General features: G+C 70.2%; 20 protein-coding genes. 14 read left to right on the forward strand and 6 right to left on the reverse strand.

Annotation, left to right across the window (positions count from 1 at the left end; translation table 11 throughout):
* Positions 1-93: 93 nt before the first annotated feature.
* Together Q9G87_RS04860 and Q9G87_RS04865 are read right to left on the reverse strand one after the other, a co-directional pair.
* On the reverse strand, positions 94-3,534 hold the full coding sequence (locus Q9G87_RS04860) for a tetratricopeptide repeat protein (RefSeq protein WP_305914938.1): 3,441 nt from the start codon (positions 3,532-3,534) through the stop codon (positions 94-96).
* A gap of 105 nt (positions 3,535-3,639) precedes the next feature.
* Positions 3,640-4,332, reverse strand: coding sequence for a response regulator transcription factor (locus Q9G87_RS04865; protein WP_305914939.1), 693 nt, complete (start codon positions 4,330-4,332; stop codon positions 3,640-3,642).
* A 175-nt stretch (positions 4,333-4,507) separates the two neighbouring features.
* Here Q9G87_RS04865 and Q9G87_RS04870 point away from each other — a divergent pair, with 175 nt between their 5' ends.
* From Q9G87_RS04870 to Q9G87_RS04915, 10 genes are all read left to right on the forward strand, one after another.
* A complete protein-coding gene (locus Q9G87_RS04870) occupies positions 4,508-4,759 on the forward strand; it encodes a MoaD/ThiS family protein (protein WP_305914940.1) in 252 nt (83 codons plus the stop codon).
* Positions 4,760-4,821: 62 nt separating this feature from the next.
* Positions 4,822-5,487, forward strand: coding sequence for an LmeA family phospholipid-binding protein (locus Q9G87_RS04875; RefSeq protein WP_305914941.1), 666 nt, complete (start codon positions 4,822-4,824; stop codon positions 5,485-5,487).
* A gap of 37 nt (positions 5,488-5,524) precedes the next feature.
* A complete protein-coding gene (locus tag Q9G87_RS04880) occupies positions 5,525-6,037 on the forward strand; it encodes a sigma-70 family RNA polymerase sigma factor (protein WP_305914942.1) in 513 nt (170 codons plus the stop codon).
* A complete protein-coding gene (locus tag Q9G87_RS04885; RefSeq protein WP_305915135.1) occupies positions 6,037-6,852 on the forward strand; it encodes an anti-sigma factor family protein in 816 nt (271 codons plus the stop codon). The genes Q9G87_RS04880 and Q9G87_RS04885 overlap by 1 nt, the downstream gene beginning before the upstream one ends.
* Positions 6,853-6,879: 27 nt before the next feature.
* Positions 6,880-7,299: a thioredoxin family protein gene (locus Q9G87_RS04890; protein WP_305914943.1), complete on the forward strand. Its 420-nt coding sequence runs from the start codon at positions 6,880-6,882 to the stop codon at positions 7,297-7,299.
* A 222-nt stretch (positions 7,300-7,521) separates the two neighbouring features.
* Complete coding sequence (locus Q9G87_RS04895; RefSeq protein WP_305914944.1) at positions 7,522-7,935, forward strand: DUF4395 domain-containing protein; 414 nt, start codon at positions 7,522-7,524, stop codon at positions 7,933-7,935.
* Positions 7,932-8,771, forward strand: coding sequence for a sulfurtransferase (locus Q9G87_RS04900; protein ID WP_305914945.1), 840 nt, complete (start codon positions 7,932-7,934; stop codon positions 8,769-8,771). The genes Q9G87_RS04895 and Q9G87_RS04900 overlap by 4 nt, the downstream gene beginning before the upstream one ends.
* Entirely contained in the window at positions 8,771-9,070 is a 300-nt protein-coding gene (locus Q9G87_RS04905; RefSeq protein ID WP_305914946.1) for a DUF1416 domain-containing protein, read from the forward strand. The genes Q9G87_RS04900 and Q9G87_RS04905 overlap by 1 nt, the downstream gene beginning before the upstream one ends.
* Before the next feature lie 88 nt (positions 9,071-9,158).
* Complete coding sequence (locus tag Q9G87_RS04910) at positions 9,159-9,710, forward strand: RNA polymerase sigma factor (protein ID WP_305914947.1); 552 nt, start codon at positions 9,159-9,161, stop codon at positions 9,708-9,710.
* Complete coding sequence (locus Q9G87_RS04915) at positions 9,707-10,549, forward strand: methylated-DNA--[protein]-cysteine S-methyltransferase (RefSeq protein ID WP_305914948.1); 843 nt, start codon at positions 9,707-9,709, stop codon at positions 10,547-10,549. The genes Q9G87_RS04910 and Q9G87_RS04915 overlap by 4 nt, the downstream gene beginning before the upstream one ends.
* Here Q9G87_RS04915 and Q9G87_RS04920 read toward each other — a convergent pair.
* On the reverse strand, positions 10,531-11,079 hold the full coding sequence (locus Q9G87_RS04920; RefSeq protein WP_305914949.1) for a helix-turn-helix domain-containing protein: 549 nt from the start codon (positions 11,077-11,079) through the stop codon (positions 10,531-10,533). The two genes, Q9G87_RS04915 and Q9G87_RS04920, sit on opposite strands and share 19 nt — an antisense overlap.
* A 148-nt stretch (positions 11,080-11,227) precedes the next feature.
* Between Q9G87_RS04920 and Q9G87_RS04925 the strand changes: the two genes are divergently transcribed.
* Positions 11,228-12,547 carry a hypothetical protein gene (locus Q9G87_RS04925; RefSeq protein ID WP_305914950.1) on the forward strand — a complete coding sequence of 440 codons (1,320 nt, stop codon included), beginning with the start codon at positions 11,228-11,230 and terminating at the stop codon, positions 12,545-12,547.
* On the opposite strand, the gene Q9G87_RS04930 is transcribed toward Q9G87_RS04925, so the two are convergent.
* On the reverse strand, positions 12,537-13,169 hold the full coding sequence (locus Q9G87_RS04930) for a hypothetical protein (RefSeq protein WP_305914951.1): 633 nt from the start codon (positions 13,167-13,169) through the stop codon (positions 12,537-12,539). The genes Q9G87_RS04925 and Q9G87_RS04930 overlap by 11 nt on opposite strands.
* 303 nt (positions 13,170-13,472) lie before the next feature.
* Here Q9G87_RS04930 and Q9G87_RS04935 point away from each other — a divergent pair, with 303 nt between their 5' ends.
* A complete protein-coding gene (locus Q9G87_RS04935) occupies positions 13,473-13,775 on the forward strand; it encodes a hypothetical protein (RefSeq protein ID WP_305914952.1) in 303 nt (100 codons plus the stop codon).
* A gap of 289 nt (positions 13,776-14,064) precedes the next feature.
* On the opposite strand, the gene Q9G87_RS04940 is transcribed toward Q9G87_RS04935, so the two are convergent.
* Positions 14,065-14,721, reverse strand: a complete 657-nt coding sequence (locus Q9G87_RS04940; RefSeq protein ID WP_305914953.1) for a hypothetical protein — start codon at positions 14,719-14,721, stop codon at positions 14,065-14,067.
* The gene (locus Q9G87_RS04945; protein WP_305914954.1) at positions 14,721-15,380 is read right to left on the reverse strand and encodes a hypothetical protein; all 660 of its coding nucleotides are present in this window, start codon (positions 15,378-15,380) and stop codon (positions 14,721-14,723) included. The genes Q9G87_RS04940 and Q9G87_RS04945 overlap by 1 nt, the downstream gene beginning before the upstream one ends.
* A gap of 170 nt (positions 15,381-15,550) precedes the next feature.
* On the opposite strand from Q9G87_RS04945, the gene Q9G87_RS04950 reads away from it, so the two are divergent.
* Positions 15,551-17,491: a hypothetical protein gene (locus tag Q9G87_RS04950; protein ID WP_305914955.1), complete on the forward strand. Its 1,941-nt coding sequence runs from the start codon at positions 15,551-15,553 to the stop codon at positions 17,489-17,491.
* Positions 17,492-17,568: 77 nt separating this feature from the next.
* A complete protein-coding gene (locus Q9G87_RS04955; protein ID WP_305914956.1) occupies positions 17,569-20,538 on the forward strand; it encodes an ATP-binding protein in 2,970 nt (989 codons plus the stop codon).
* The last annotated feature ends 10 nt before the right edge of the window (positions 20,539-20,548 follow it).

The raw sequence follows: 20,548 nt of genomic DNA on the forward strand, positions 1-20,548 counted from the left end.
TCCGAGTGGATGAGCTGGTAGCACCAGCTAACGGGAGGATCCGGAGAAGATCTGCGACCTTACACCCGAAAATTCACGACTTTTAGCGGCGTTTCACGCCAATTCCCGTAGCTCTTCCGTCACCCGCTGCACCTCGACGATGTCGCCCACCTCTTCGAGCGTGCGCACCGCCTCGGTCAAATAGGTGACGGCCGCGCCCCGGTTGCCCAGCCTGGCCGAGATCAGCCCGAGCGCCCGCAGCGCGCACCCGAGGTCCCGCCTGGTCCCGCACTCCAGGTGCACGTCTCTGGCCTGCCGCGCGTAGACCAGCGCCTCCTCGACACGGTCCAGGTCCAGCAGCACCATGGCCAGCGTCGTGAGCGCCGCCGCCCACCGGTCCCTGGTGCCGGTCTCGTTCTGCAGCTCGACCGTCTCCCTGGCCGGCGCGAGCGCCGCGGCCGGTCGGCCCGCCGTGTGCAGCGCCTGCGCGATCGACAACAACGCGCTGGCCCGGTTGTCGCGCAGCTCCTCCCTGATCGCCAGCGACGCCTTCGCCGCCCGCAGGGCGGGCTTGTGCATCCCGAGCGACAGGTACGTGTACGCCAGCGTCTCCTGCACGTCCGCCTCGGCCCGCCGGTTGCCCATGCCCTGCACGATGTCGAGGGCCTCCAGCGCGTACACGAACGCCACCTGCAGCATCCCCTGCCGGCGCCGCACCCTGGCGAGCCTGTTGAGCATGCGGGCCTCGACGGGCTCGTCGTGGATCACCCGGCTGATCGTCAGCGCCTGGTTCAGGTAGTCGTCGGCACGCAGGTAGTCCGACAGCCTCCAGTGCACCAGGCCGATGTCGCCGAGCGTCTCGGCCTTGCCCTGCTCGTGGTGGAGCTCGACCTGCACGGCCAGGGCCTGCTCGTAGTAGGCGAGGGCCTCGTCGTACCGGGAGCCGTTGCGTGCGATGCGCCCAAGCGCGCACAGGGCCCTCCCGCAGCCGTGCTGGTCACCGGTGGCGGTGTAGCCGGCCAGCGCCCGCTCGGCGTCGCGCTGCGCGTCGTGCTGCAGCCGCAGCAGGTCGTAGATCTCGGCCAGGCAGAGCAGGGTCTCGGCCTCGGCGTGCTCGTCGCCCAGCTCGTGGCAGATCGACAGCGCCTCCAGGCCCTCCTCCAGGGCTGCATTGGGCTGGCCCAGGTTCTGCTGGACCCGGGCCAGAATGATCAGGCTCTGCGCGGTGCCCCTGCGGTCGCCGAGCTCCTCGCGTACGTCCAGAGCCTGGCCGGCGTAGTGCAGCGCCAGCTCGTACCGCTCCTGGGACAGGTGCAGCCGGGAGAGCGTGTGCAGGCAGCCGGCCACCCCGGTCAGGTCGCCGATCCCCCGGTAGAGCTCCAGCGCCTCGCCCGCGCAGTTGAGCGCCTCCTCGCTGTTGCCCGCGATGCCGTGGACCTCGGCCAGATCGTTGAGCGCGCGGGCGCGCCCCACGCTGTCGCCGAGCTCGGTGTAGTCGGCCAGTGCCTCGCCGATGAACCTGGCCGCCAGCGTCGACGGCCCGATGTCCCGGTGGATGGAGCCCAGGTTGCCGCGCATGAGCGCGATCGCCCGCCGGTTCCCGACCTGCATGGCCGAGGTCAGCCCGGCCTGCTGGATCTCCAGGTTGTTCTCGTAGAAACGCAGCCGCCTGAACGGCTCGAACACCGCCTCCGCCAGGCGCCAGGCCATCCCGTGCGCGCCGCTCTCCTCGGCCAGCCGCACCGCCGACACCAGCGAGCGCCGCTCGGCCTCGAACCACTCCCGCGGCGTCCCGGCGTCGGTCGCGACCGCCAGGTAGTGGTCGAGCAGCCGCGCCCTGGCCTCGCGCACGCCGGCCTCCGCGTGCCTGCCCAGCTCCCTGGCCAGCCGCTTGACCAGGTCGTGCACCCGGTAACGCGGCCCAGGCAGCGGCTCGACCAGGTAGGCGCGGTGCAGCCCCTCCACCGCGACCACGGCCTCGCTCACCGGCACGCCCAGGGCCGCGGCCAGCACCTCAGGGGCGAAGTCCCGCCCGGGCAGCAGCCCCACGTGCCGGAACGCCCGCCGCTGCCCCGGGCTCAGCGACTCGTACGCCAGGTCCAGCGCCGACCTGAACGCCTCCTCGGGATCGCCCACCAGCAGCCGGTCGGGCCTGCGCAGCTCCTGAACCCGCGACCGCACGCTGAGCCCGGGGTTCTCGGCCAGCTTGGCCGCCGAGATCCGCAGCGCGAACGGATGGTAGGAGCACACCCTGGCCAGCTCGGCCAGCGCGTCCCGGTCGGCGGCCCGCCGCGAGCCCTCCCCGAGCACCGCCACCAGCAGCGCCACCGCGTTGCCCGGATCGAGCACCGGCACGTCCATGAGGTCGGCGTGGCCGGTGGCCCGCAGCGGCGCCATCCGCGTTCGGCTGGTCACCAGCACCACGCAGTCCTTGCTGCCCGGCAGCAGCGGCCGCACCTGGCCGGGGTCGGCGGCGTTGTCGAGGATGAGCAGCAGCCTGCGCCCGGCGATCCTGCTGCGGTAAAGGAGCATCAGCTCGGCCTCGTCGGAGGCGGGCTCGCCGACGCCCAGCGAGCGCAGGATCTGGCCGAGGGCCTCGACGGTGTTCATCGGGGGCTGGCTCGGTGACTGGCCCCGCAGGTCGATCACGATCTGGCCGTCGGGGAACCGGTCGGCGTGCAGGTGGCCCCAGTGCGTCACCAGCGCGGTCTTGCCCACACCCGGTAAGCCCTGCACGACCATGGTGTTGGTCCTGCGGGGGCGGTCCAGCCAGGCGGTGAGCAGGTCGAGGCTCTGCTGCCGCCCGGTGAAGTCCGGCACGTCCGCAGGCAACTGGCGGGGTTTGGGCAGCTCGCCGATCGGCAGCGGGTCCGCCGGCGCGCCGGGCCGGGTGAGGAACGGCGTCACCCGGCCCGTCCAGGGCGCCGACAGCTGCTCCCAGTCGCCCGCGGCGGCACGCAGCGCGGGCGGGTCCTCGATGCGCAGGCGCCGGTAGCCGGGGCGTACCAGCAGGCTACGCTGGACCCACTGCTGGAGCTGGCGCTGCACCACGTCAGGAGAGCTGCCCACCAGGTCGGCCAGGGTCTCCATGGACAGCGGCGGCGCGGACTCCGCGGCCAGTCCGTACCGCTCGTCGAGGTGCAGCAGCCACACGGCCAGGCGGGCGGCGACGGGAGCGCGGGCGAGCGCCTCGTGCCTGCGGGCGGCCATGTTTCTGGCGAACAGCTCCTGCACCAGGGCCGTGGCCACAGCCGGGCTGGCCGAGGCGTGCTCGCGCAGCCGCCGCAGGTCGATGGGCCAGGCCCGCAGCTCGGTCAGCGCGTCCACCCTGACCCGATCGCTCGGGCTCCAGAAGGCCAGCTCGCCGATGAGGTCGCCGTCGCCGCGCAGGTCGTGGATGGCCTCGCGCTCGCCGGCCGGGGTGTACTCGCGGGCGTAGCCGTAGTCGATGACGTAAACACGGCTGGCCGGCCGCAATGGGGAGCAAATGGTCTCGTTACGCCGGAAAACGCGCGGGCGGGCGCCCTCATCCACCAGTGACCTGAACGAATCCACCCCGACACCATCCCCCTACGGACGGCGGTGTCCTCGACCTGACAGATGCCAAACGAACCGAACACCCAATGTGTCACATCGGCTCGGACCCTGCCAGATCAGAGATCAGACGTTGGCGGTGTCAGAGCGGTCGGGGACGAAGCGGTAGCCGACGTTGCGGACCGTTCCGATCAGGGACTCGTATTCGGTGCCGAGCTTGGCGCGCAGGCGCCGCACGTGCACGTCGACCGTCCTGGTGCCGCCGAAGTAGTCGTAGCCCCAGACCTCCTGCAGCAGCTGGGCGCGGGTGAAGACCCTGCCCGGGTGCTGGGCGAGGTATTTCAGCAGCTCGAACTCCTTGAACGTCAGGTCGAGCACCCGGCCGCGCAGCCTGGCGGTGTAGGTGGCCTCGTCGATCGCCAGGTCGCCGCTGCGGATCTCGTCGGGCACGTCCTCCGCGGCGGCCTGCGAGATGCGGCCGGTGGCCATCCGCAGCCGCGCCTCGACCTCGGCCGGCCCCGCGCTGTCGAGCAGCACGTCGTCGGCGCCCCACTCGGCGGTCAGCCCGGCCAGCCCGCCCTCGGTCACGATCACCAGCAGCGGGCAGTCGATGCCGGTCGTGCGGATCAACCGGCACAGGCTCTTGGCCTGCACGAGCTCTTTGCGCGCGTCAACGAGGACGGCGTCGGCGGGAGGTGCGTCGATCAGTGCGGACGCCTCCGCTGGAGCGACGCGGACCGAGTGGAGCAGCAACCCGAGCGCCGGCAGCACCTCGGCTGATGGCTCGAGGGCGTTGGTCAGCAGGAGCAGGTTGCTCATTACGGCCTCCTCAAACGCGCAAGGACCCGGGGGCTACGTCGCCCAGGTCCTGTAGGTGAGGATATCCCACGAGTACGTCGCGTCCATTGCGCGTCCAGCAGGTGAACAGCGCGTCTCCTGAAACATCATGGTTAAGGGCGACGCACAATGGACCAGGGAAGATGGTGAGGATCGCATGACCACAGGAAAAATACGGTATTGGGCCGCAGCCAAGGAAGCGGCGGGTGTCGCGGAGGAAGCGTACGAAGCGGTCACGCTTGGCGAACTAATGACCAAAATCACACAAAATCGTGCAGATCTGGCACGCGTGGTGCGGCGTTGCTCGTTCCTCGTGGACGGTTCCCCGGTCGGCAAACGCCCCCACGACGAGATCATCCTCGGTGACGGCGCGACCGTGGAAGTGCTCCCGCCGTTCGCCGGCGGGTGATCGGACGTCTTCCCGGGGAAGGAGTCGATAAGCTCTTGACCCCCTCCTAGACAGGGAGCTCCATGCGCAAGCTGATCGTTTTCCTGATCGTGCTGGTCATTCTCCTTGTCGTCGTGGACAGGGTCGCCGCGGCCGGAGTGGAACGCGACCTGGCCAACCGGATCGCCGCCGCCGCCGACCTGTCCGGAACGCCCACCGTGACCATTGAGGGCATCCCCTTTCTCACGCAGGCCGTCGCGGGGCGCTATCCGGAGGTACGGTTCAATCTCGGCACGTTCTCCTACGGCGGCGTGCCGGTCAAGAACCTGCGGGGCGCGGCCTACGACGTCACAGCACCCCTGGCCGACGTCCTCCAGAACAGAGCCACCGCCCGGGCCGGTCGGGTGACCATCAGCGGGACCCTCACCAGGGCCACGATCGACAAATACGCCCCCCGCGGCGTCAAGATCGGCGGCAACGGACAGAGACTCACGGCGTCGGGCGAGGTGACGGTAGGGGTGAGGAAAGTGCAGTTCAACGCGGAGATGCGGGTCGAGGTGGCCAACGGGGGCATCAGGCTCCAGGCCGAGAAGATCGAGGGCGTGCCCAGCCAGCTCGCGCAGTTCGTTTCCTACACGATCCCGTTCAAGGGGGAGCTGCCCTTCGACGTGAAGGTGACCGGGGTGAAGAGCGTGGCCGAAGGATTGGAGTTCTCGGCCGAAGCGTCTGACGTGCCGATTCGTGGATGAGGTTGAACCGGGGCGCCCGGGCGTACGTGATGGGGGTGTGAACTCAGCGGGCACCGCCGACGAGGAACTCGTGAGGACCCTCTTCGACGAGCACGCGGGGCCACTCTACGGATACGTGCTGCGACTGACCGGTGACTCGGGACGGGCGGAGGATGTCGTGCAGGAGACGCTGCTCCGGGCCTGGCGACACCCCGACGCGCTCTCCGATCGGCCGATCCGCGCGTGGCTGTTCACGGTGGCCCGCAACCTCGTCGTCGACCAGGCTCGCGCCAAGAAGGCCAGGCCGCCGGAGACCGGTGACGAGGCGCTGGCGGTCCTGCCCGCCGAGGACGATCTGGAACGCGCGGTCGAGTCGTGGGCGGTGGCCGAGGCGCTGGCCGCGCTGCGGCCGGAGCACCGCGAGGTGCTGTTGGAGGTCTACTACCGGGGGAGATCGGTGAAGGAGGCGTCGGCGACGCTGGGCATTCCGCCGGGGACGGTCAAGTCGCGCACCTACTACGCGCTACGCGCGCTCAAGCTCGCGCTCGAGGAGCGGGGGCTGGCGCCGTGATGACGTGTGAGGAGGTACGCCTGGCCCTGGGCGCGCACGCTCTGGGCGCGCTCGAGCCTGACGAGGCGCTGGAGATCGACACCCACCTGGCGACCTGTGAGGCGTGCGGCGCCGAGCTGCTGGAGCTGGACGGCGTGGCCTCGTTCCTGGGAAAAGTGTCAGAACGCGACGTCGAGCTGGTGGCCAGCCCCCCGCGCCAGGTGCTCGACCGGCTGCTCAACGACCGTGCCAAGCGGAGTAGGCGCGGCCGCCTGCTGCTGGTGGCCGCGGCCTCCGTCGCGCTGCTCGGGCTCGGCGGCACGGTCTGGACGGTCATTCAGGAGACTGCGCCCCAGCAGCAGACGTCGGCGGCCGAGGCCCCCTCGGTCACTCCGTCGCCGATGGAGAAGGCTGACTCTTTCATGGCCTCGGAAAGCGACCAGGCGCCCGACGCCCGGCGGGAAGCCAGCCCCGGACCCATGGCCAGCAAGGCTCCCGCGACACCCAGCAGGGCGGTCGCCGGCCGTGAGTTCACCGGCGAGAACGAGGCCAAGGCGTACTCCGCCATCGTGATGGCCTGGCCGCTCAGCGGCGGCGGCACGGAGCTCGGCATCCAGGTCATCGGCGTGCCCGTCGACACCACCTGCCGCGTCCGCGTCGTGGGCAAGGACGGGCGCGAGGACTTCACGGACAGCTGGACCATCAGTCGCGAGGCCTACGCGGACAACGCCCCGTTCAAGAGCACGACCACGCTGGCCATGAAGAACATCGCCAGGTTCGACGTCGTCGACCAGACGGGCAAGTTGCTCGTCAGAGTCAAGGTCGCCGGGAAGTAACCGCGGCCGTGGGCGGTTGCACCATGCGTGACGGGTTTGTGGGTTGCGCTGGTGACGCTGGCGCTCGGAACGGTGATCGGGGTGGTGTTCCTGCGCCGCAACGGACGAGTGCGTGACACGGGCTCCACGCAGGATCGGCTGTCCGCGGGCGATCTCGGAGTCGGGTTGGGAGAGCGGGCGACGCTGGTGCAGTTCTCGACCGCGTTCTGCCAGCCGTGCCGGGCGACCAGGCGGATCCTCGCCGACGTCAGTGAGCTCGTGCCCGGGGTGAGTCACATCGAGATCGACGCCGAGTCGCGGCTGGACCTGGTGCGCCGGCTGGACGTCATGCGCACGCCGACCGTCCTGGTGCTCGACGCCGCAGGGAATATCGTGAAAAGGGCCTCCGGCCAGCCGCGCAAGGCCGACGTGCTGGCGGCGCTCGCGGCGGCCGTACCAGCCTCGTGACGGCAACGGTTGTCTCACGAGTTGTCTCATCAATCGGACCAGATGTGACAGATGACGAGACGCCGAGTAGTGTCATCCGCATGAACCCAACGACAGAGCTGCTCACGAAGCGGCGCGCGGTTGATTTCTGCCGCGTGACCACCTCGCTCTGTCGCGCTGCCTGAGGACGATCTCGCGCGGACTGGATCCGCCCCAAATCGACCCCTTCAGGAGCATCCCACGATGCGTGCCGATCCCAGAGCGCTGCGCTTCGGCGCGGCCATCACAACCGTGGTCCTCGTCTTCGTCCTGGTGACCCAGAGTGCCTGGCTGCTCGCCGCCCAGGTGGTGGTCTTCGCGCTCGGAGTCGCGGGGCGCTCGCCGTACACGATGCTCTTCAAAGCGCTCGTCAAGAGTGCTCCGAAGGAGACCGAGGACGCCCGCCCGCCGCGGTTCGCGCAGGGGGTGGGGCTGGTCTTCGCGGTCGCGGGCCTGGCCGGATATGTCGCCGGGATCATGCCGCTGGCCCTCGTGGCCACGGCCGCGGCTCTCCTCGCCGCTTTCCTCAACGCAGCCTTCGGATTCTGCCTTGGCTGCGAGATGTACCTGCTCATTCGCCGACTACTGCCCGCTGCCAACATGGAGGTACCCAAATGAGCCGCTCCGCCGCCCTGGTGGACGCTGACTGGGTCGAGGCCAACCTCGACACGCCCGGCGTCGTTCTCGTCGAGGTCGACGAGGACGTCAGCGCCTACGACAAGGGCCACATCCGTGGCGCCGTGAAGGTTGACTGGCGGCAGGACCTGCAGGACCCGGTCCGCCGCGATTTCGTGGACAAGACCGGTTTCGAGGCCCTGCTGTCCGACCGCGGCATCTCCAACGAAGACACCGTCGTGCTCTACGGCGGCAACAACAACTGGTTCGCCTCTTATGCGTACTGGTACTTCAAGCTCTACGGCCACGAGAACGTGAAGCTGCTCGACGGCGGCCGCAAGAAGTGGGAGCTCGACTCCCGCGAGCTGGTCAAGGACGTGCCGCAGCGGCCCAAGACGCAGTATGTCGCCCAGGAGCAGGACCCGGCGATCCGCGCCTTCCGCGACGACGTGGTCGGCGCCATCGGCAAGCTCAACCTGGTCGACGTGCGCTCGCCCGACGAGTTCACCGGCAAGCTGCTCGCCCCCGCTCACCTGCCGCAGGAGCAGGCGCAGCGCGCGGGCCACGTGCCGACCGCCCGCAACATCCCGTGGTCCAAGGCGGCCAACGACGACGGGACGTTCAAGTCCGACGACGACCTGCGCACCCTCTACCAGGAGGCCGGGGTCGACTTCGGCAAGGACACCATCGCCTACTGCCGCATCGGCGAGCGCTCGGCGCACACGTGGTTCGTGCTGCACGAGCTGCTCGAGCAGGACAACGTGAAGAACTACGACGGTTCGTGGACCGAATACGGCTCGCTCGTGGGCGTGCCGATCGAGCTGGGGGAGGCCCGCTAATGACTGCACAGGGTTGCGGAGCGCCGGAGCAGACCATTGCGCTGCCGGCCGGGATCGATCTGTCCAACCAGGCCGTGATCCAGGGCGTGGTGACCGGCACGGGCACCGCCTACGCGCGGCTGCTCGACCACTCGGGCGAGTTCACCGGCGAGGTCGTGGTGTCCGAGGACGGCGTCTTCCGCTTCTTCGCCGCTCCCGGCGACTGGACCGTCCGCATCATCGCGGGCGGCGGCGTCACCAGGGACATCCAGGTGGAGGCCAAGCTGGGTGAGGTCGCCCAGCTCGCCGTCGCCGTCTGACCGCCACAGGCGTCGTGAGGGCCCGCGTTTTTCGGACGCGGGCCCTTTCGCGTGCAACCGATCGGGGCTGGGCGGTGTTGTACGTTACGTGAGCTCGATAGATCCGGTGTGCAAGGCGCTCCTCGACGACCTCGACGAGGGGTTCGCCGAGATGTACGCCGCTTACCGCACCCTCGTCTTCTCGACCGCGTTGCGGTTGAGCGGGCGGTGGGCCTGCGCCGAGGACCTCACGGCGGAGGCGTTCCTGCGGGCGTACCGGGCGCTGGCCGGCTACGACCGCGACCGCATCGCCGCGCTGCAGCCGCGGCCGTGGCTGATGACGGTGCTGATGAACCTCTGGCGTAACTGGGCGCGGACCAAGGCCCGTACGCCGCCGCCCGACCTGCGCGACGAGCCGGTGGAGGTCGTCGATCCCGGCCAGGACGTCGAGGCGGCCGCGGTGCGCCACGAGACCGGTGATGAGCTGGCCGAGTTGCTGCGTCAGTTGCCCGAGGAGCAGCGGGCCGCGGTGGTGCTCAGGCATGTCGTCGACCTGCCCGTCAGCGAGATCGCCACCGTGCTCAAGATCCCGCAGGGCACGGTCAAGTCGCACGTGTCGCGAGGGCTGCGGCGGCTGCGCGCCATGGGAGGTGCCCAATGAACGAGGACCGCATGTCCGTCGGCCCGTCGACCGAGGACCGCTTGCCCGTCGGCCCGTCGACCGAGGACCGCTTGCTGGCCGGGCTGGCGGCGCTGGCCGTCGATGCGCCGGACGGGCTGCTCGGCAGGATCGCCGCCCGCTGGGTGCGCGTGCCCGGTCCCCTGGGCGAGCTGAGCGTCGCGTTCACCGATCAGGGTGTCGCCTACGTGCACGCGGGCCCTGGCTTCGCGGAGGCATACAGAGCCCGGTTCGCGAGCTCCGCCCGGCCGCTGCTGCCTGCCGGAGTTCGCGGCAGGCCGCCTGCCGGGCTGCTGCCCGCGTTGCGTACCGGCCGTGCCTCCGGGGTGCGGCTGGATCTGCGCGGGGTGAGCGACTTCCAGCGCGACGTGCTGGAGGCGGCGCGCACGATCCCCCGGGGCGAGGTACGCCCCTACGCGTGGATCGCCGCACGAATCGGCCGGCCCAGGGCCGTGCGCGCGGTGGGCACGGCCCTGGCGACCAACCCGGTGCCGCTGCTGGTCCCGTGCCACCGGGTCACCAGGTCGGGCGGCGCGGCGGGCGACTACGTCTTCGGTGTGGCGGCCAAAGAACGGCTGCTGCTGGCCGAGGGCGTCGATCTGGAGCGGCTGCGGCGCCTGGCCGGGGAGCGGGTGTTCTATCTGGCCAGCGACACCACGGGCGTCGTCTGCTTCCCGACCTGCCACAACGCCAGGCGCATCACCCCCGCACACCGGCACGGCTTCCGCACCCTCGCCCAGGCCAGGGCCGCCGGCTACCGCCCCTGCCGCACCTGCCGGCCCGCCCAGGGGTTGGCGGAGTCTCAGGGTTTGGCGGGGTAACGCATCAGCAGCGTGGCGCGGACGATGTCGGGGCCGTGCGCGCGGTAGCCGTGCGGCACGTCGGAGCGCCACGAGATGTGATCCCCGGGCCCGGCCGTCAGCGGCTCCTTGATCGGGCCGGCGCTCAGCGTGCCGCTGAAGACCGTCACGTGCTCGGTCACGCCCTCGTGGTGCGCGGGCGAGGTCTGCGTGAGGCCGGGCGGGACGCGTACGCGGTAGAGCTCGTACGTGACCCTGTCGTCCTCGAACACCTCGAGCAGCTCGGCCTCCATCGCCGTGCCCAGCATGATCTGCGGCTCGGGCGGCGGTTCGAGAATGGCCCCGATCGGCACGCCGAGCTGAGCTGTGATCGCCCAGAGCGTCTCCAGGGTCGGGCTGAGCGTGCCCGTCTCGACCCCGGACAGGGTGACCTTGCCGATGCCGGCCCGCTTGGCGAGCTCGGACAGCGAGACCCCGCGCTCCTGCCGCAGCCGCCGCAGCCGGTCTCCCACCACGCGAGGGTCGGCGTCTAAGGCGGGCAGCGGCTCCATACCCGTCATGGTGCAACAGACGGCGCGCCGCGTCGCGGGCATTCTCCTCCAGATAATTCTTTTGTCACTGCTCAGGGACGTGGACGGTCCATACGGCTTTCTCGGGTTGCGGCTGCGACGCGAGGGACAGACCGATACGATTCCACAGATGTCCGGTTCGACAGGTGTGATGGCGCCGCCCCAACCAGGGCCCACGCCGGCTCAGCGGATGCCCTCGCCGTACTCGCTGCCCCTGCACGCACTACGCCTCGCGGGGAAGTGCGCGCTGCCGCTGATCCTGTGGTTCTCCGCGGGCGAGCTGACCCGCTGGGCGTTCCTCTACGCGGCCACGGAGATCTCGCACGGGAGCGCCAGGCAAGTCCGCCTGATCGTGACCCTGGCGCTGATGACCGTGGTGATCCTGATCTCCATGACCGTCATCACGGGCATGTTCCTGTCGCTGCGCCGGGCGCTCTGGGAGACGCGGGCGCGTCAGCAGGATGGGCAGGAGGACGAGCCGTTCTGGGTGTCACTCAACCGGATCGCCCCTTCCTTCGCGCTCGTCTACCTGGCCTGGGAGCTCTACCTCAAGGACGCTTCCGACTTCCTGGCGATGGACCAGTTCCACAACCTGGACGACAACTTCTACAAGCCCATCTTGAACAACCTGGCCAACGGGACAGACGAAGAGGTCACGTACGGCTTGGGACTGGTCGGCCTCGACTGGCGGGTCTCGCTCGGCGCCATGATCGTGACCTTCGGCCTGCGCATGCTCTTCGGTCACCTCGTCGAGAAGAGCAAGGGCAGGTTCTCCGGCATCGCCGCGGCGTTCGCGGAGTTCGCGTTCGTGTTCTGCGGCCTGAACGCCATCTTCACCGTCACCAAGGCACGCGAGGACTGGGCCTCCCATCGGGCGGTCGTGGGAGGCGCGAGCGAGGCGTGGGAGCACGCCAAGGAGAACGTGCCCGGCTGGGAAGCCTTCTGGAAATGGGTGGGCGAGGTCTGGCCGCACGTCATCGAGGCGCTGGCCGTGCCGCTCACCTGGCTGGCGATCGCGGTGCTGGTCTTCGGGGGCACGGTTGACGACACCCGCAGGGCGCTGCGCGGCACCCGGTTGGAGCGGGGCATGGACCGGCTGGAGGGCAGCCACGACCTCACCCAGCGGGCCACGGACCGGATGATCGGAGGTTTCCGTGACCGCTGGGTGCCCGTGGTCAACGCCTTCAGGATCACCGTCAAGGGCGGCATCACGCTGTTCGGGCTCATGTGCCTGCTGTATGTGGGGCTGCACGTGGGCGCGGACTACCTGGAGCGGGTGGTCAACACGCTCATCGGCTCCGACGTGCCGTACATGTGGCTCGTGGTCAGCCGGCCCGTCGAGTTCGTCAAGGATCTGGTGGTGACCGTCCTGGCCTACTCCGTGCTGGCCGCGACGTTCGACATCGCGGCCACCCGGGCGCGGCTGCAGGGCGAGGACATCACCGCTTGAACACCAGCACGTCCTTGTGCTTGGCCTTCTCCTCTTCCTCCGGCTTGATCTCCAGAAGCTTGTCCGTGGGGGTGTCGGAGCGGTAGGTGGTGTTCGGCCTCAGGTGCAGCTCCACCTCGCCGGCCACCGTTTTGGGCACGACGGCCCCTGCTGTGTACGAGTACGGCTTGCCGACCACACCGTCCTCACCCACCGGGGTGTTGTCCTCCATGACCTCCACCTGCCAAGTGCGCTCCTGCTTGTCCCGCAGGAACAGCTCCGGCTTGGCGGTGAGCACCTTGCCGGTGTCGTCGAGGGCCTTCCTGGTGATGGTGATCTTGAGCCACTGCTTGTCGGGCGTGGTGTTGCTCGGCGCGGGCACCATGGGCTCGATCGAGGTCTTCCATGACACGTGCTCGAAGGCCTTCTCCTGACCCTTGGGGACCTCGTGCACGATGTCGTCGGGCTGGCCGCTCTTGAAGAAGAGATACTGGTCGCCGGTCGGTATGCCCAAGGCCAGCACGAAGGCCACGAGCGCGCTCACGCCGAGGAGCAGGGTGCGCGGCTTGCGCGGTGCGGCCTCTGGCGCGGCCGGAGAGGGGGCTTCCGGCGGCTGCGGCGGCGTGAACGCGGGGGACGGCACAGTTGGGGGCGCGCCTCCGCCAGGCGCGGCTGAGGGGTGCGCTGTCCCGCCGGAGGCGGAGGGTGGATTCGCGGGCCCGCCGGGGGCGGCGAACGGATTCCCGGGTCCACCGGGGACGACAGGCAAGGGCTGCGTGGCGCTGCCGACGGGCTCGGACTGCGACGCCGGGGGCCACACCTGCTGGTCCGGGAAGGCCTCCGGGCCACGGCGCGGCGGCATCCTGGGGCCGGGAGCCGGCGGCTGCCGGTGTTGGCCGTGGCGCGGCTGAGGGTGTGAGGGGCTGCCACCCTGCGGCCACTGTCCGTGCTGGGGAGCCTGGCCGTACTGGGCCGGCTGTCCAGGCTGGCCGTACTGGGCCTGCCCGTGCTGCTGAGGCTCCCCCTGCTGTGGCGGCTGGCCGTACTGGGGCGGCTGCCCGTGCTGCGGTGGCTGGCCGTACTGGGGCGGCTCTCCGGGCTGCGGCGGCTGGCCGTACTGCGGCTCCCGCGCATGCTCTGGTGGCTGGCCGTACTGCGGTGGCCATGCATGCTGCGGTGGCTGGCCGTGCTGGGCGGGTTGCCCGTATTGCGGTGGCTGGCCGTATTGGGGCGGCCGCCCCTGCTGTGAAGGTTGCCCGTACTGCGGGTGTTGCCCATGCTGCGAGGGCTGGCCGTATTGCGGCGGATGCCCATGGTCGTCGTGCTGGGATGGCGGCCCCGCTGGGGGAGGCTGGCCGTGGCTCGGTTGTTGCTCAGAGTGCGCCGACCGGCCGTACGGCGGCGGTGCCTGCTGGCTGTGCCGGCCGGAGTCGGCCGGTCGGTCGGGCTGCGGCGGTTGGTCGGGCTCGGGCGGTTGGTCGGGCTGGCCGGGAGGTGGGGCGAACCAGTCGCGGCTCGGGTCGTTCCTGGTCATGGCCTTACTTCTTCTTCTCGTCCAGGTCGAAGACGGCTGCGGGTGCGGTCGTGAGCTGTTTGGCGGTGGCGTCGTCGATGCCGAGGTCGATCTGCGCCTCCGGAGGCAGCGGCTCGCTGTAGAGGCCGGAGACCGGGAGCTGGAACACGGCCTGCGCGCCCGGCAGAGCCGAGGCCGGCACCTCGAACACGAATCGGCCCGTGGTCCACCAGCCCGGCTGGATCCACGGGTTGGCTAGCGTCTTGGATTTGTCGATCTTGTCGCTCGCGGCGTACACCTTGCCGTCGGCCGCGAGCAGGTTCGGCATGCCCAGGTGCACGGGTTCGACGGGCACCGTGGCCGCGGCCTCCACCACCAGGAACAGCTGCTCGGTGGGGACGTTCTTGTTCTCGACCTTGAGCGCCTTGGCCGTGGAGACCTTCTGCACGCGCACGGAGAACCGCCCCGCGTCCACGTCCTGGCCCTTGGCGCCGGTGTAGGTGAGCGGCATGCCCATGTCCTCCGCCGACAGCGCCAGCGACTGGATGGCCACCGCCCCGGCGACCAGGATCAGGCCCGCGACGATGTGCACGACACGGGAGCCCGAGCCGCCGCGACGAGCGCCCTGCCTGCGGTTGTGGTTGCGGCGCGGGGCCGCGGCGCGCTGCTGGGTGGCCGTCATCACGCCCCCTGCGGCTCGACGGACAGGGTGATCTTGGCGACCACCTTTGTCTCTAGCTTGTTGGTGAGCAACTCCGGCTCGCTGATCAGGAACCAATTGCTGACGCCGGTGAGCGGGTTCTCGTGGTGCTCCATGGCGCCCATGTCATAGCTCACCTGCTTCGGCGGTTGCGTGGCCGCGTCGAGTTCGTAGCGGGCGACCACCGTGGATTGAATGCCCGGATGCAGCTGGCGGGAGGTGACGCCCTTGGACAGGACGAACAAGTCGGGGCCGAACTTGGTCTTGATCTGCGGGGTCATCTTCAGCAACGTGCTGCCGAAAAAGAAGCCGCTGCTCTTGTCGTGGGGCAGGGCGCCCACGCTGACGGTCTGGTCGGTCTTGTTCGTCACTTTGAACACCACGTCGAGGTAGCGCTTGTCCTCGGCGAACTGGTTCTCCGCCTTTTCCACGATGACCTTCGACTCCACGACCTGGGTGTCGAACTGCCCCTGGTCGAGCGTCTGCCCTGGATTGAGCGCTTTTGGTGGGGGATCGGGTCGTTCGTTGAGTCCGCCCAGCAGAGCGGTGATGCCGACGGCCGTGAGCGCCACCAGAGCCAGTGCGGGCACCACTACCGGGCGTCTTGGCTTGTCAGTGCTGCCGCCGGAGGGTTCCGTCATGGCAAAGGATGGTAGTAGGTATCGCTTGTCCCATCTGCCGCAATGCTCCCATCGGGCTGGTCAAAATTGCCGATAACCCTGCCGCTTCAGGGCTTGAAGCTCATACGCTGTCACGGAGCGGATAAGGGCTGGCCCCTACACCTAACGACATATCGCGGCCGGAGGGTCACGTGACAGACGTGCATCCCGATCATGCCCAGCTGCAGGCGGACCGCATCTACCTGGGCTGGCAGTACATCTTGCTGCACGCCGACCCGGGACCGCCGCCCAAACGCCCCTCACCGGCCGAGGAGCCGGCCACCGCCGAGCCCGACCCCGCCGAGATCGAGCTGATGCGCCGCGAGCGGCTCCAGGAAGATCTGCTCAACCGGCCGGTACGGATCTTCCGGCTGTTCATGCTGGGGCTGAGCGTGCTCATCCTGGCCGCGGCCGTCGCCGGCTACCTCGCCTGGCCGTTCGCGCTCGTCGCGCTGGCCGCGGCCGGTGGGGTGGCGGGGATCTGCAGTTATGCGCTGCTGCAGGGCGATCGGGCGGTCAAATACCGGGTGCTGGAGCAGCAGGCCAGGGATCAGCGCCAGCGCCAGGAACGTGACAAAGAGCTGTTCCGCGCCCAGGAGGAGCACGCCAAGCGCTACCGCGAGTGGCAGGAGTCCAAGGATCGTTACGACAAGCAGCTCACGTGGTACGCGGTGGCCGTACCGCACGAGATCGACCGCATCGACGTGGCCGGCGGCACGTTGCCCGGCTGGTCGGCGCTGGTCACCCTGCTCGGCGCCACGCGGCTCTACAGCGGCGGGCACCTGACTGTGCTGGACCTGTCCGAGGGGGCGATCGCCAAGGACCTGATCGAGCTGGCCCGCAAGGGCGGTGACGATCCGCTGGTCTGGGTGCTGCCGGTCGACTTACCCCGGCTCGACCTGGGCGCCACGCTGAAGCCTGAGGCGTTCGCGGACGTGCTGGCGCATGTGGTGAGCGTGAGTGAGGAACACCGCACGACCCGCGACCTCAGCTTCGACAACGCCATCCTGGAGCGGGTCCTGGAGGTCCTCGGGGACAACGCCACGATCAGCCAGGTCACGGCCGCGCTGCGGGCGCTGGCGCAGGTGGGCGACCCGCGGGACGACCTGCGGTTCGGGCTGATCACCGCGACCCAGCTCGAGCGCATCGGGACGTTGTTCGGGCGCGGGGTGAGCGACCGGGTGGTGATCGAGCGAGCCTGGGCGCTGGAGTCCCAGCTGCGCAAGCTGGAAACGCTCGGCACGCAGGCCGTACGCCTGCCGCCCGCGCGGCTGCGGGTGGTGAGCATGGACCGGCAGGCGGGCGTGTTCGGCAACCGCGTGCTCGGCACGTACGTGGCCACCGCGCTCACCCACATCCTGCGCCAGTCACCGGCCTCCGACCGGCCCTGGTATCACACGATCATCGTGGCGGGCGCGGACAAGCTCAGGGGCGACGTGCTCGACCGGCTGATGGATGCCTGCGAGACCTCCCGTACCGGACTTGTCCTGACCTATCGGTCGCTCACCCCCACCGTCCGGGAGCGTCTGGGCCGGGGGCACGCGGCGGTGGCGTTCATGCGGCTGGGCAACGCCGAGGACGCACGGGTCGCCAGCGAGCACGTCGGGACCGAGCACCGGCTGGAGCTGGCCCAGCTCACCGAGACGATCAGCGACTCGCTGCCGGGCCTCGACGGCGGCTACACCTCGACGATCTCGCAGGTGGACGATGCCAGGGAGGAGCGGGAGGAGGGCAGCGCCGACCTCGCCGAGGACATCACGGCGTCCACCGAGTGGGGCAGGAGCGCCGACAAGATCGCGGAGAAGGAGCGGGTGCTGCAGCGCTCGCGCGAGTTCCTCGTCGAGCCGCACCAGCTCCAGCAGCTGCCCACCACCTCGGTGATCGTCACGGACGCCACGGCCCAGGGCAGGCGCGTCCGCCTCGCCGACGCCAACCCCGCCATCCTCACCTTCCCCAAGACCACGCTGGGCGAGCTCGAGGACGTACGCGAGGCGGTGCTGGCGCTCGACCCCGACGCGCGGGACGCCGACGGGGAGCCGCCGCCGAACCTCGGGCCACCACCGCCACGCCTGGACTGGCGAAAGGACAGGTAATGACATGGTCAATGACGACGTGGCGAGCTGACGGTTGGCGGAGTTTGACAAAGAAACCGTCTGTGGGGGATTGAAATATGCAGCCGAGCGTCTCGCTGAGCGGGCCCTGGTACCGGATCCAGTCCATCGCCGCGCCCTCGCGAAGCTCGTCGGCGGAGTGGGATTTCGTCACCGTGCTGCCCGCCGTGTTGTCGGCGGCGCAGCGCGACCGGCCGTTCGTCATCGGCTGGCTGTCACGGGGTTCCGGGGCGCCGCTCGAGCTCATCACCAACGCGGGCCCGCTGTCGCCGCCGCGCCAGCCGCGCCGGGCCACCGACACGCCAGGCAACCCGAGCGGGCCGCAGCCGCTGCTGTTCCCCGGCGGGGCCCGGGGCGTGCAGCTGTCGGACGAATACCTGGCCGACCTCGCCGACCTGGTGTGGACGCCGTGCCCGGGGCGCCAGGCGCCGCCGCTGGGCAGCCGGGAGAAGGGCGACCCCGACGAGCTGACGCGGCCGACGCTCTTCGAGGCGACGCTGGTCACGCTCATGTCCCGGCCGTTCGCGTGGCTGGTGGTGGCCGAGCCGACGGACCTGCTGGACGCCGAGGTGGCGCACCTGCGTACCCAGCTCAACGTGCTCAGGCAGTACGGCGACGCCTCCGAGCGCTCCCGCTTCGACGCCGAGCGGGCCGAGCGGCGCATGCAGGAGCTGGACGCGTTCAGGGAGGCGGGGCTCTGGAACGTACGGGTGCTGGCCGGCGGGGCCACCGCCGACGAGCTGCGGCAGATCGCGCCCGTGCTGGTCGGCTCGGTGGAGATGAGCCACCACCCCTACCGGCTGCGGAGCTCGCACGGCGCGGTCTACTCGCTGTCGGAGGCTCTCGCGATCACCATGCAGGACCCCGCCGACGGCGCCGCCGCCCCGTTCGCCGCCACCGCGGGAGCGCTCGCGGCGCTGGCCGGGCTGCCCAGGCGGGAGGTGCCCGGCGTACGCGTCCTCGACTCGGGCTTCTTCGACGTGACCTCCGAGGCCGAGGGCGGCGAGCTGGAGCTGGGGGAGATCCTCGACGGGCAGGACCGGGGCGTCGGGACGTTCCGGGTGCCGCTGGCCACGCTCAACAGGCACGCGTTCGTCACCGGGGCGACCGGCTCGGGCAAGTCGCAGACGGTCAGGCACCTGCTGGAGCAGCTCAGCAGGGCACGCATCCCGTGGCTGGCCATCGAGCCGGCCAAGTCCGAGTACGCCGCCATGGCCGGCCGCGTCGAAGAGCCGGTCACGGTGATCAACCCGTCGGCGCCGGACGGCGTGCCGTTCAGCATCAACCCGCTCGAACCCGAGCCCGGTTACCCGGTCCAGGCCCACATCGACATGGTGAGGGCATTGTTCATGGCCGCCTTCGACGCCGAGGAACCCTTCCCGCAGATCATGTCGCTGGCCCTGCAGCGCGTCTACGAGGCCACCGGCTGGGACGTCGTCACCGGCGGCGCGATCCCCGGCTCCAACGTCCCGCCCAGCATCCCCACCCTCGAACAGCTCCAGCAGCACGCCATGGACGTGATCAAGGAGATCGGGTACGGCCGCGAGGTCCAGGCCGACGTCGAGGGCTTCATCTCGCTCCGGCTCCGGTCTTTGAGAGTCGGCTCGGCCGGGCGCTTCTTCGAGGGCGGCCACCCCGCCGACATCGGCGGACTGCTCGAACGCGACGTCGTGCTCGCCATCGAGGACGTGGCCAACGACGAGGACAAGGCGTTCCTCATGGGCACGCTGATCATCCGGATCGTCGAGCACCTGCGCATGCGGGCGCGTACGGAGAAGTCCCACGAGCTGCGCCACGTCATCGTGATCGAGGAGGCCCACCGGCTGCTGCGCGACCGCGGTCAGGGGCGAGCCTCCACGCACGCCGTGGAGCTGCTGGCCGGGCTGCTCGCGGAGATCAGGGCGTACGGGGAGGGCATCGTCGTGGCCGAGCAGATCCCCACCAAGCTCGTCTCCGACGTGGTCAAGAACACCGCCCTCAAGGTCGTGCACCGGTTGCCCGCCGAGGACGACAGGAAGCTCGTCGGCGCCGCCATGAACCTGAGCGAGGAGCAGTCCCGGCACGTGGTCTCGCTCCAGCCCGGCTCGGCCGCGGTCTTCGCCGACGGGATGGACCGGCCGCTGCGGGTCCGCGTACCGCTCGGCGAGTCCAGGGAGAAGGTCCTGCCCGGCCCGCCGCCGCCCATCCGGGGCCGCCGGTCGGCGGCGTGCGGCGCGCAGTGCCACACCGGGCAGGCGTGCACGCTCGTCGAGCTGCGCGAGGCGGACGTGCTCGCGGACGCCCCGGACTGGGCGTGGCTGCGCATCTGGTGCGACACCGTCGTCCTCGCCTACGTCAGCAACCGGCCGCTCCCCGGAGTGCCCCGCGCCCTGTCCGCTGCCTGGTCCGACCTGCCGGCGCGGCGGCGCGAATGCCTCCTGGCCACCCTGATCGAACGTGCGGTGCAGCGCCGCGCCTGGTCGCTGCGCACCTGGTTCAACCCCGCACTGCTCACCGAGAAGGCCGCGGAGACGGCCACACGCCTGCTCGCGGGCCTCGACGGCGGGGGCGAACGTCCCGGGGCGTCGTGGGTCATCCCCCAGGTGCGGTGGCTGCACGAGGTGGACAGGCTCTTCCCACACGACCGGCCCGCCCCGAACCTGCGTGACCCCGCCCCGCCCATGGAGTACACCCTCTTCCGCTCGCCCAACGGCAACGGCTCCGCCTCGGTGGATCGGGTGCACACGGAGCTGCTCGGCCATCGGGCCAAGGCGCTGCGGCACCACCCGCTGTCGATGGAGGTGGATCGCAACCGGGCGCTGGCGTGGCGGGTCATCTTGGGGGACGACGAGAACGAGAGCGTGCAGCGGGACATCACGACCGTCGCGATCGGCATCGAGTCGTCGGCCCGGATCCGGCACGTGGGGCAGACCATGGGGGCCGGGTGGCTGGAAGGCGTGCTGTCCTGGCCGCGGCGCTTCGTCCTGCCGTTCGACCACGGCGGCGTCCCAGAGATCACCTTCGCCGAGCCCTCCCCGACGCTGCCGTAACGGGTCGGTG

It is taken from the genome of Nonomuraea turcica (assembly GCF_030718205.1).
Taxonomy (GTDB): domain Bacteria; phylum Actinomycetota; class Actinomycetes; order Streptosporangiales; family Streptosporangiaceae; genus Nonomuraea.

Excerpts from the sequence above, each read along its gene's own strand:
- Q9G87_RS04900 (WP_305914945.1), top strand. The coding sequence starts at position 7,932 with ATGAGCCGCTCCGCCGCCCTGGTGGACGCTGACTGGGTCGAGGCCAAC.
- Q9G87_RS04870 (WP_305914940.1), top strand. The coding sequence starts at position 4,508 with ATGACCACAGGAAAAATACGGTATTGGGCCGCAGCCAAGGAAGCGGCG.
- Q9G87_RS04875 (WP_305914941.1), top strand. The coding sequence starts at position 4,822 with ATGCGCAAGCTGATCGTTTTCCTGATCGTGCTGGTCATTCTCCTTGTC.
- Q9G87_RS04895 (WP_305914944.1), top strand. The coding sequence starts at position 7,522 with ATGCGTGCCGATCCCAGAGCGCTGCGCTTCGGCGCGGCCATCACAACC.
- Q9G87_RS04945 (WP_305914954.1), bottom strand. The coding sequence starts at position 15,380 with ATGACGGAACCCTCCGGCGGCAGCACTGACAAGCCAAGACGCCCGGTA.
- Q9G87_RS04865 (WP_305914939.1), bottom strand. The coding sequence starts at position 4,332 with ATGAGCAACCTGCTCCTGCTGACCAACGCCCTCGAGCCATCAGCCGAG.
- Q9G87_RS04915 (WP_305914948.1), top strand. The coding sequence starts at position 9,707 with ATGAACGAGGACCGCATGTCCGTCGGCCCGTCGACCGAGGACCGCTTG.
- Q9G87_RS04925 (WP_305914950.1), top strand. The coding sequence starts at position 11,228 with ATGTCCGGTTCGACAGGTGTGATGGCGCCGCCCCAACCAGGGCCCACG.
- Q9G87_RS04905 (WP_305914946.1), top strand. The coding sequence starts at position 8,771 with ATGACTGCACAGGGTTGCGGAGCGCCGGAGCAGACCATTGCGCTGCCG.
- Q9G87_RS04885 (WP_305915135.1), top strand. The coding sequence starts at position 6,037 with ATGACGTGTGAGGAGGTACGCCTGGCCCTGGGCGCGCACGCTCTGGGC.
- Q9G87_RS04940 (WP_305914953.1), bottom strand. The coding sequence starts at position 14,721 with ATGACGGCCACCCAGCAGCGCGCCGCGGCCCCGCGCCGCAACCACAAC.
- Q9G87_RS04920 (WP_305914949.1), bottom strand. The coding sequence starts at position 11,079 with ATGGAGCCGCTGCCCGCCTTAGACGCCGACCCTCGCGTGGTGGGAGAC.
- Q9G87_RS04955 (WP_305914956.1), top strand. The coding sequence starts at position 17,569 with ATGCAGCCGAGCGTCTCGCTGAGCGGGCCCTGGTACCGGATCCAGTCC.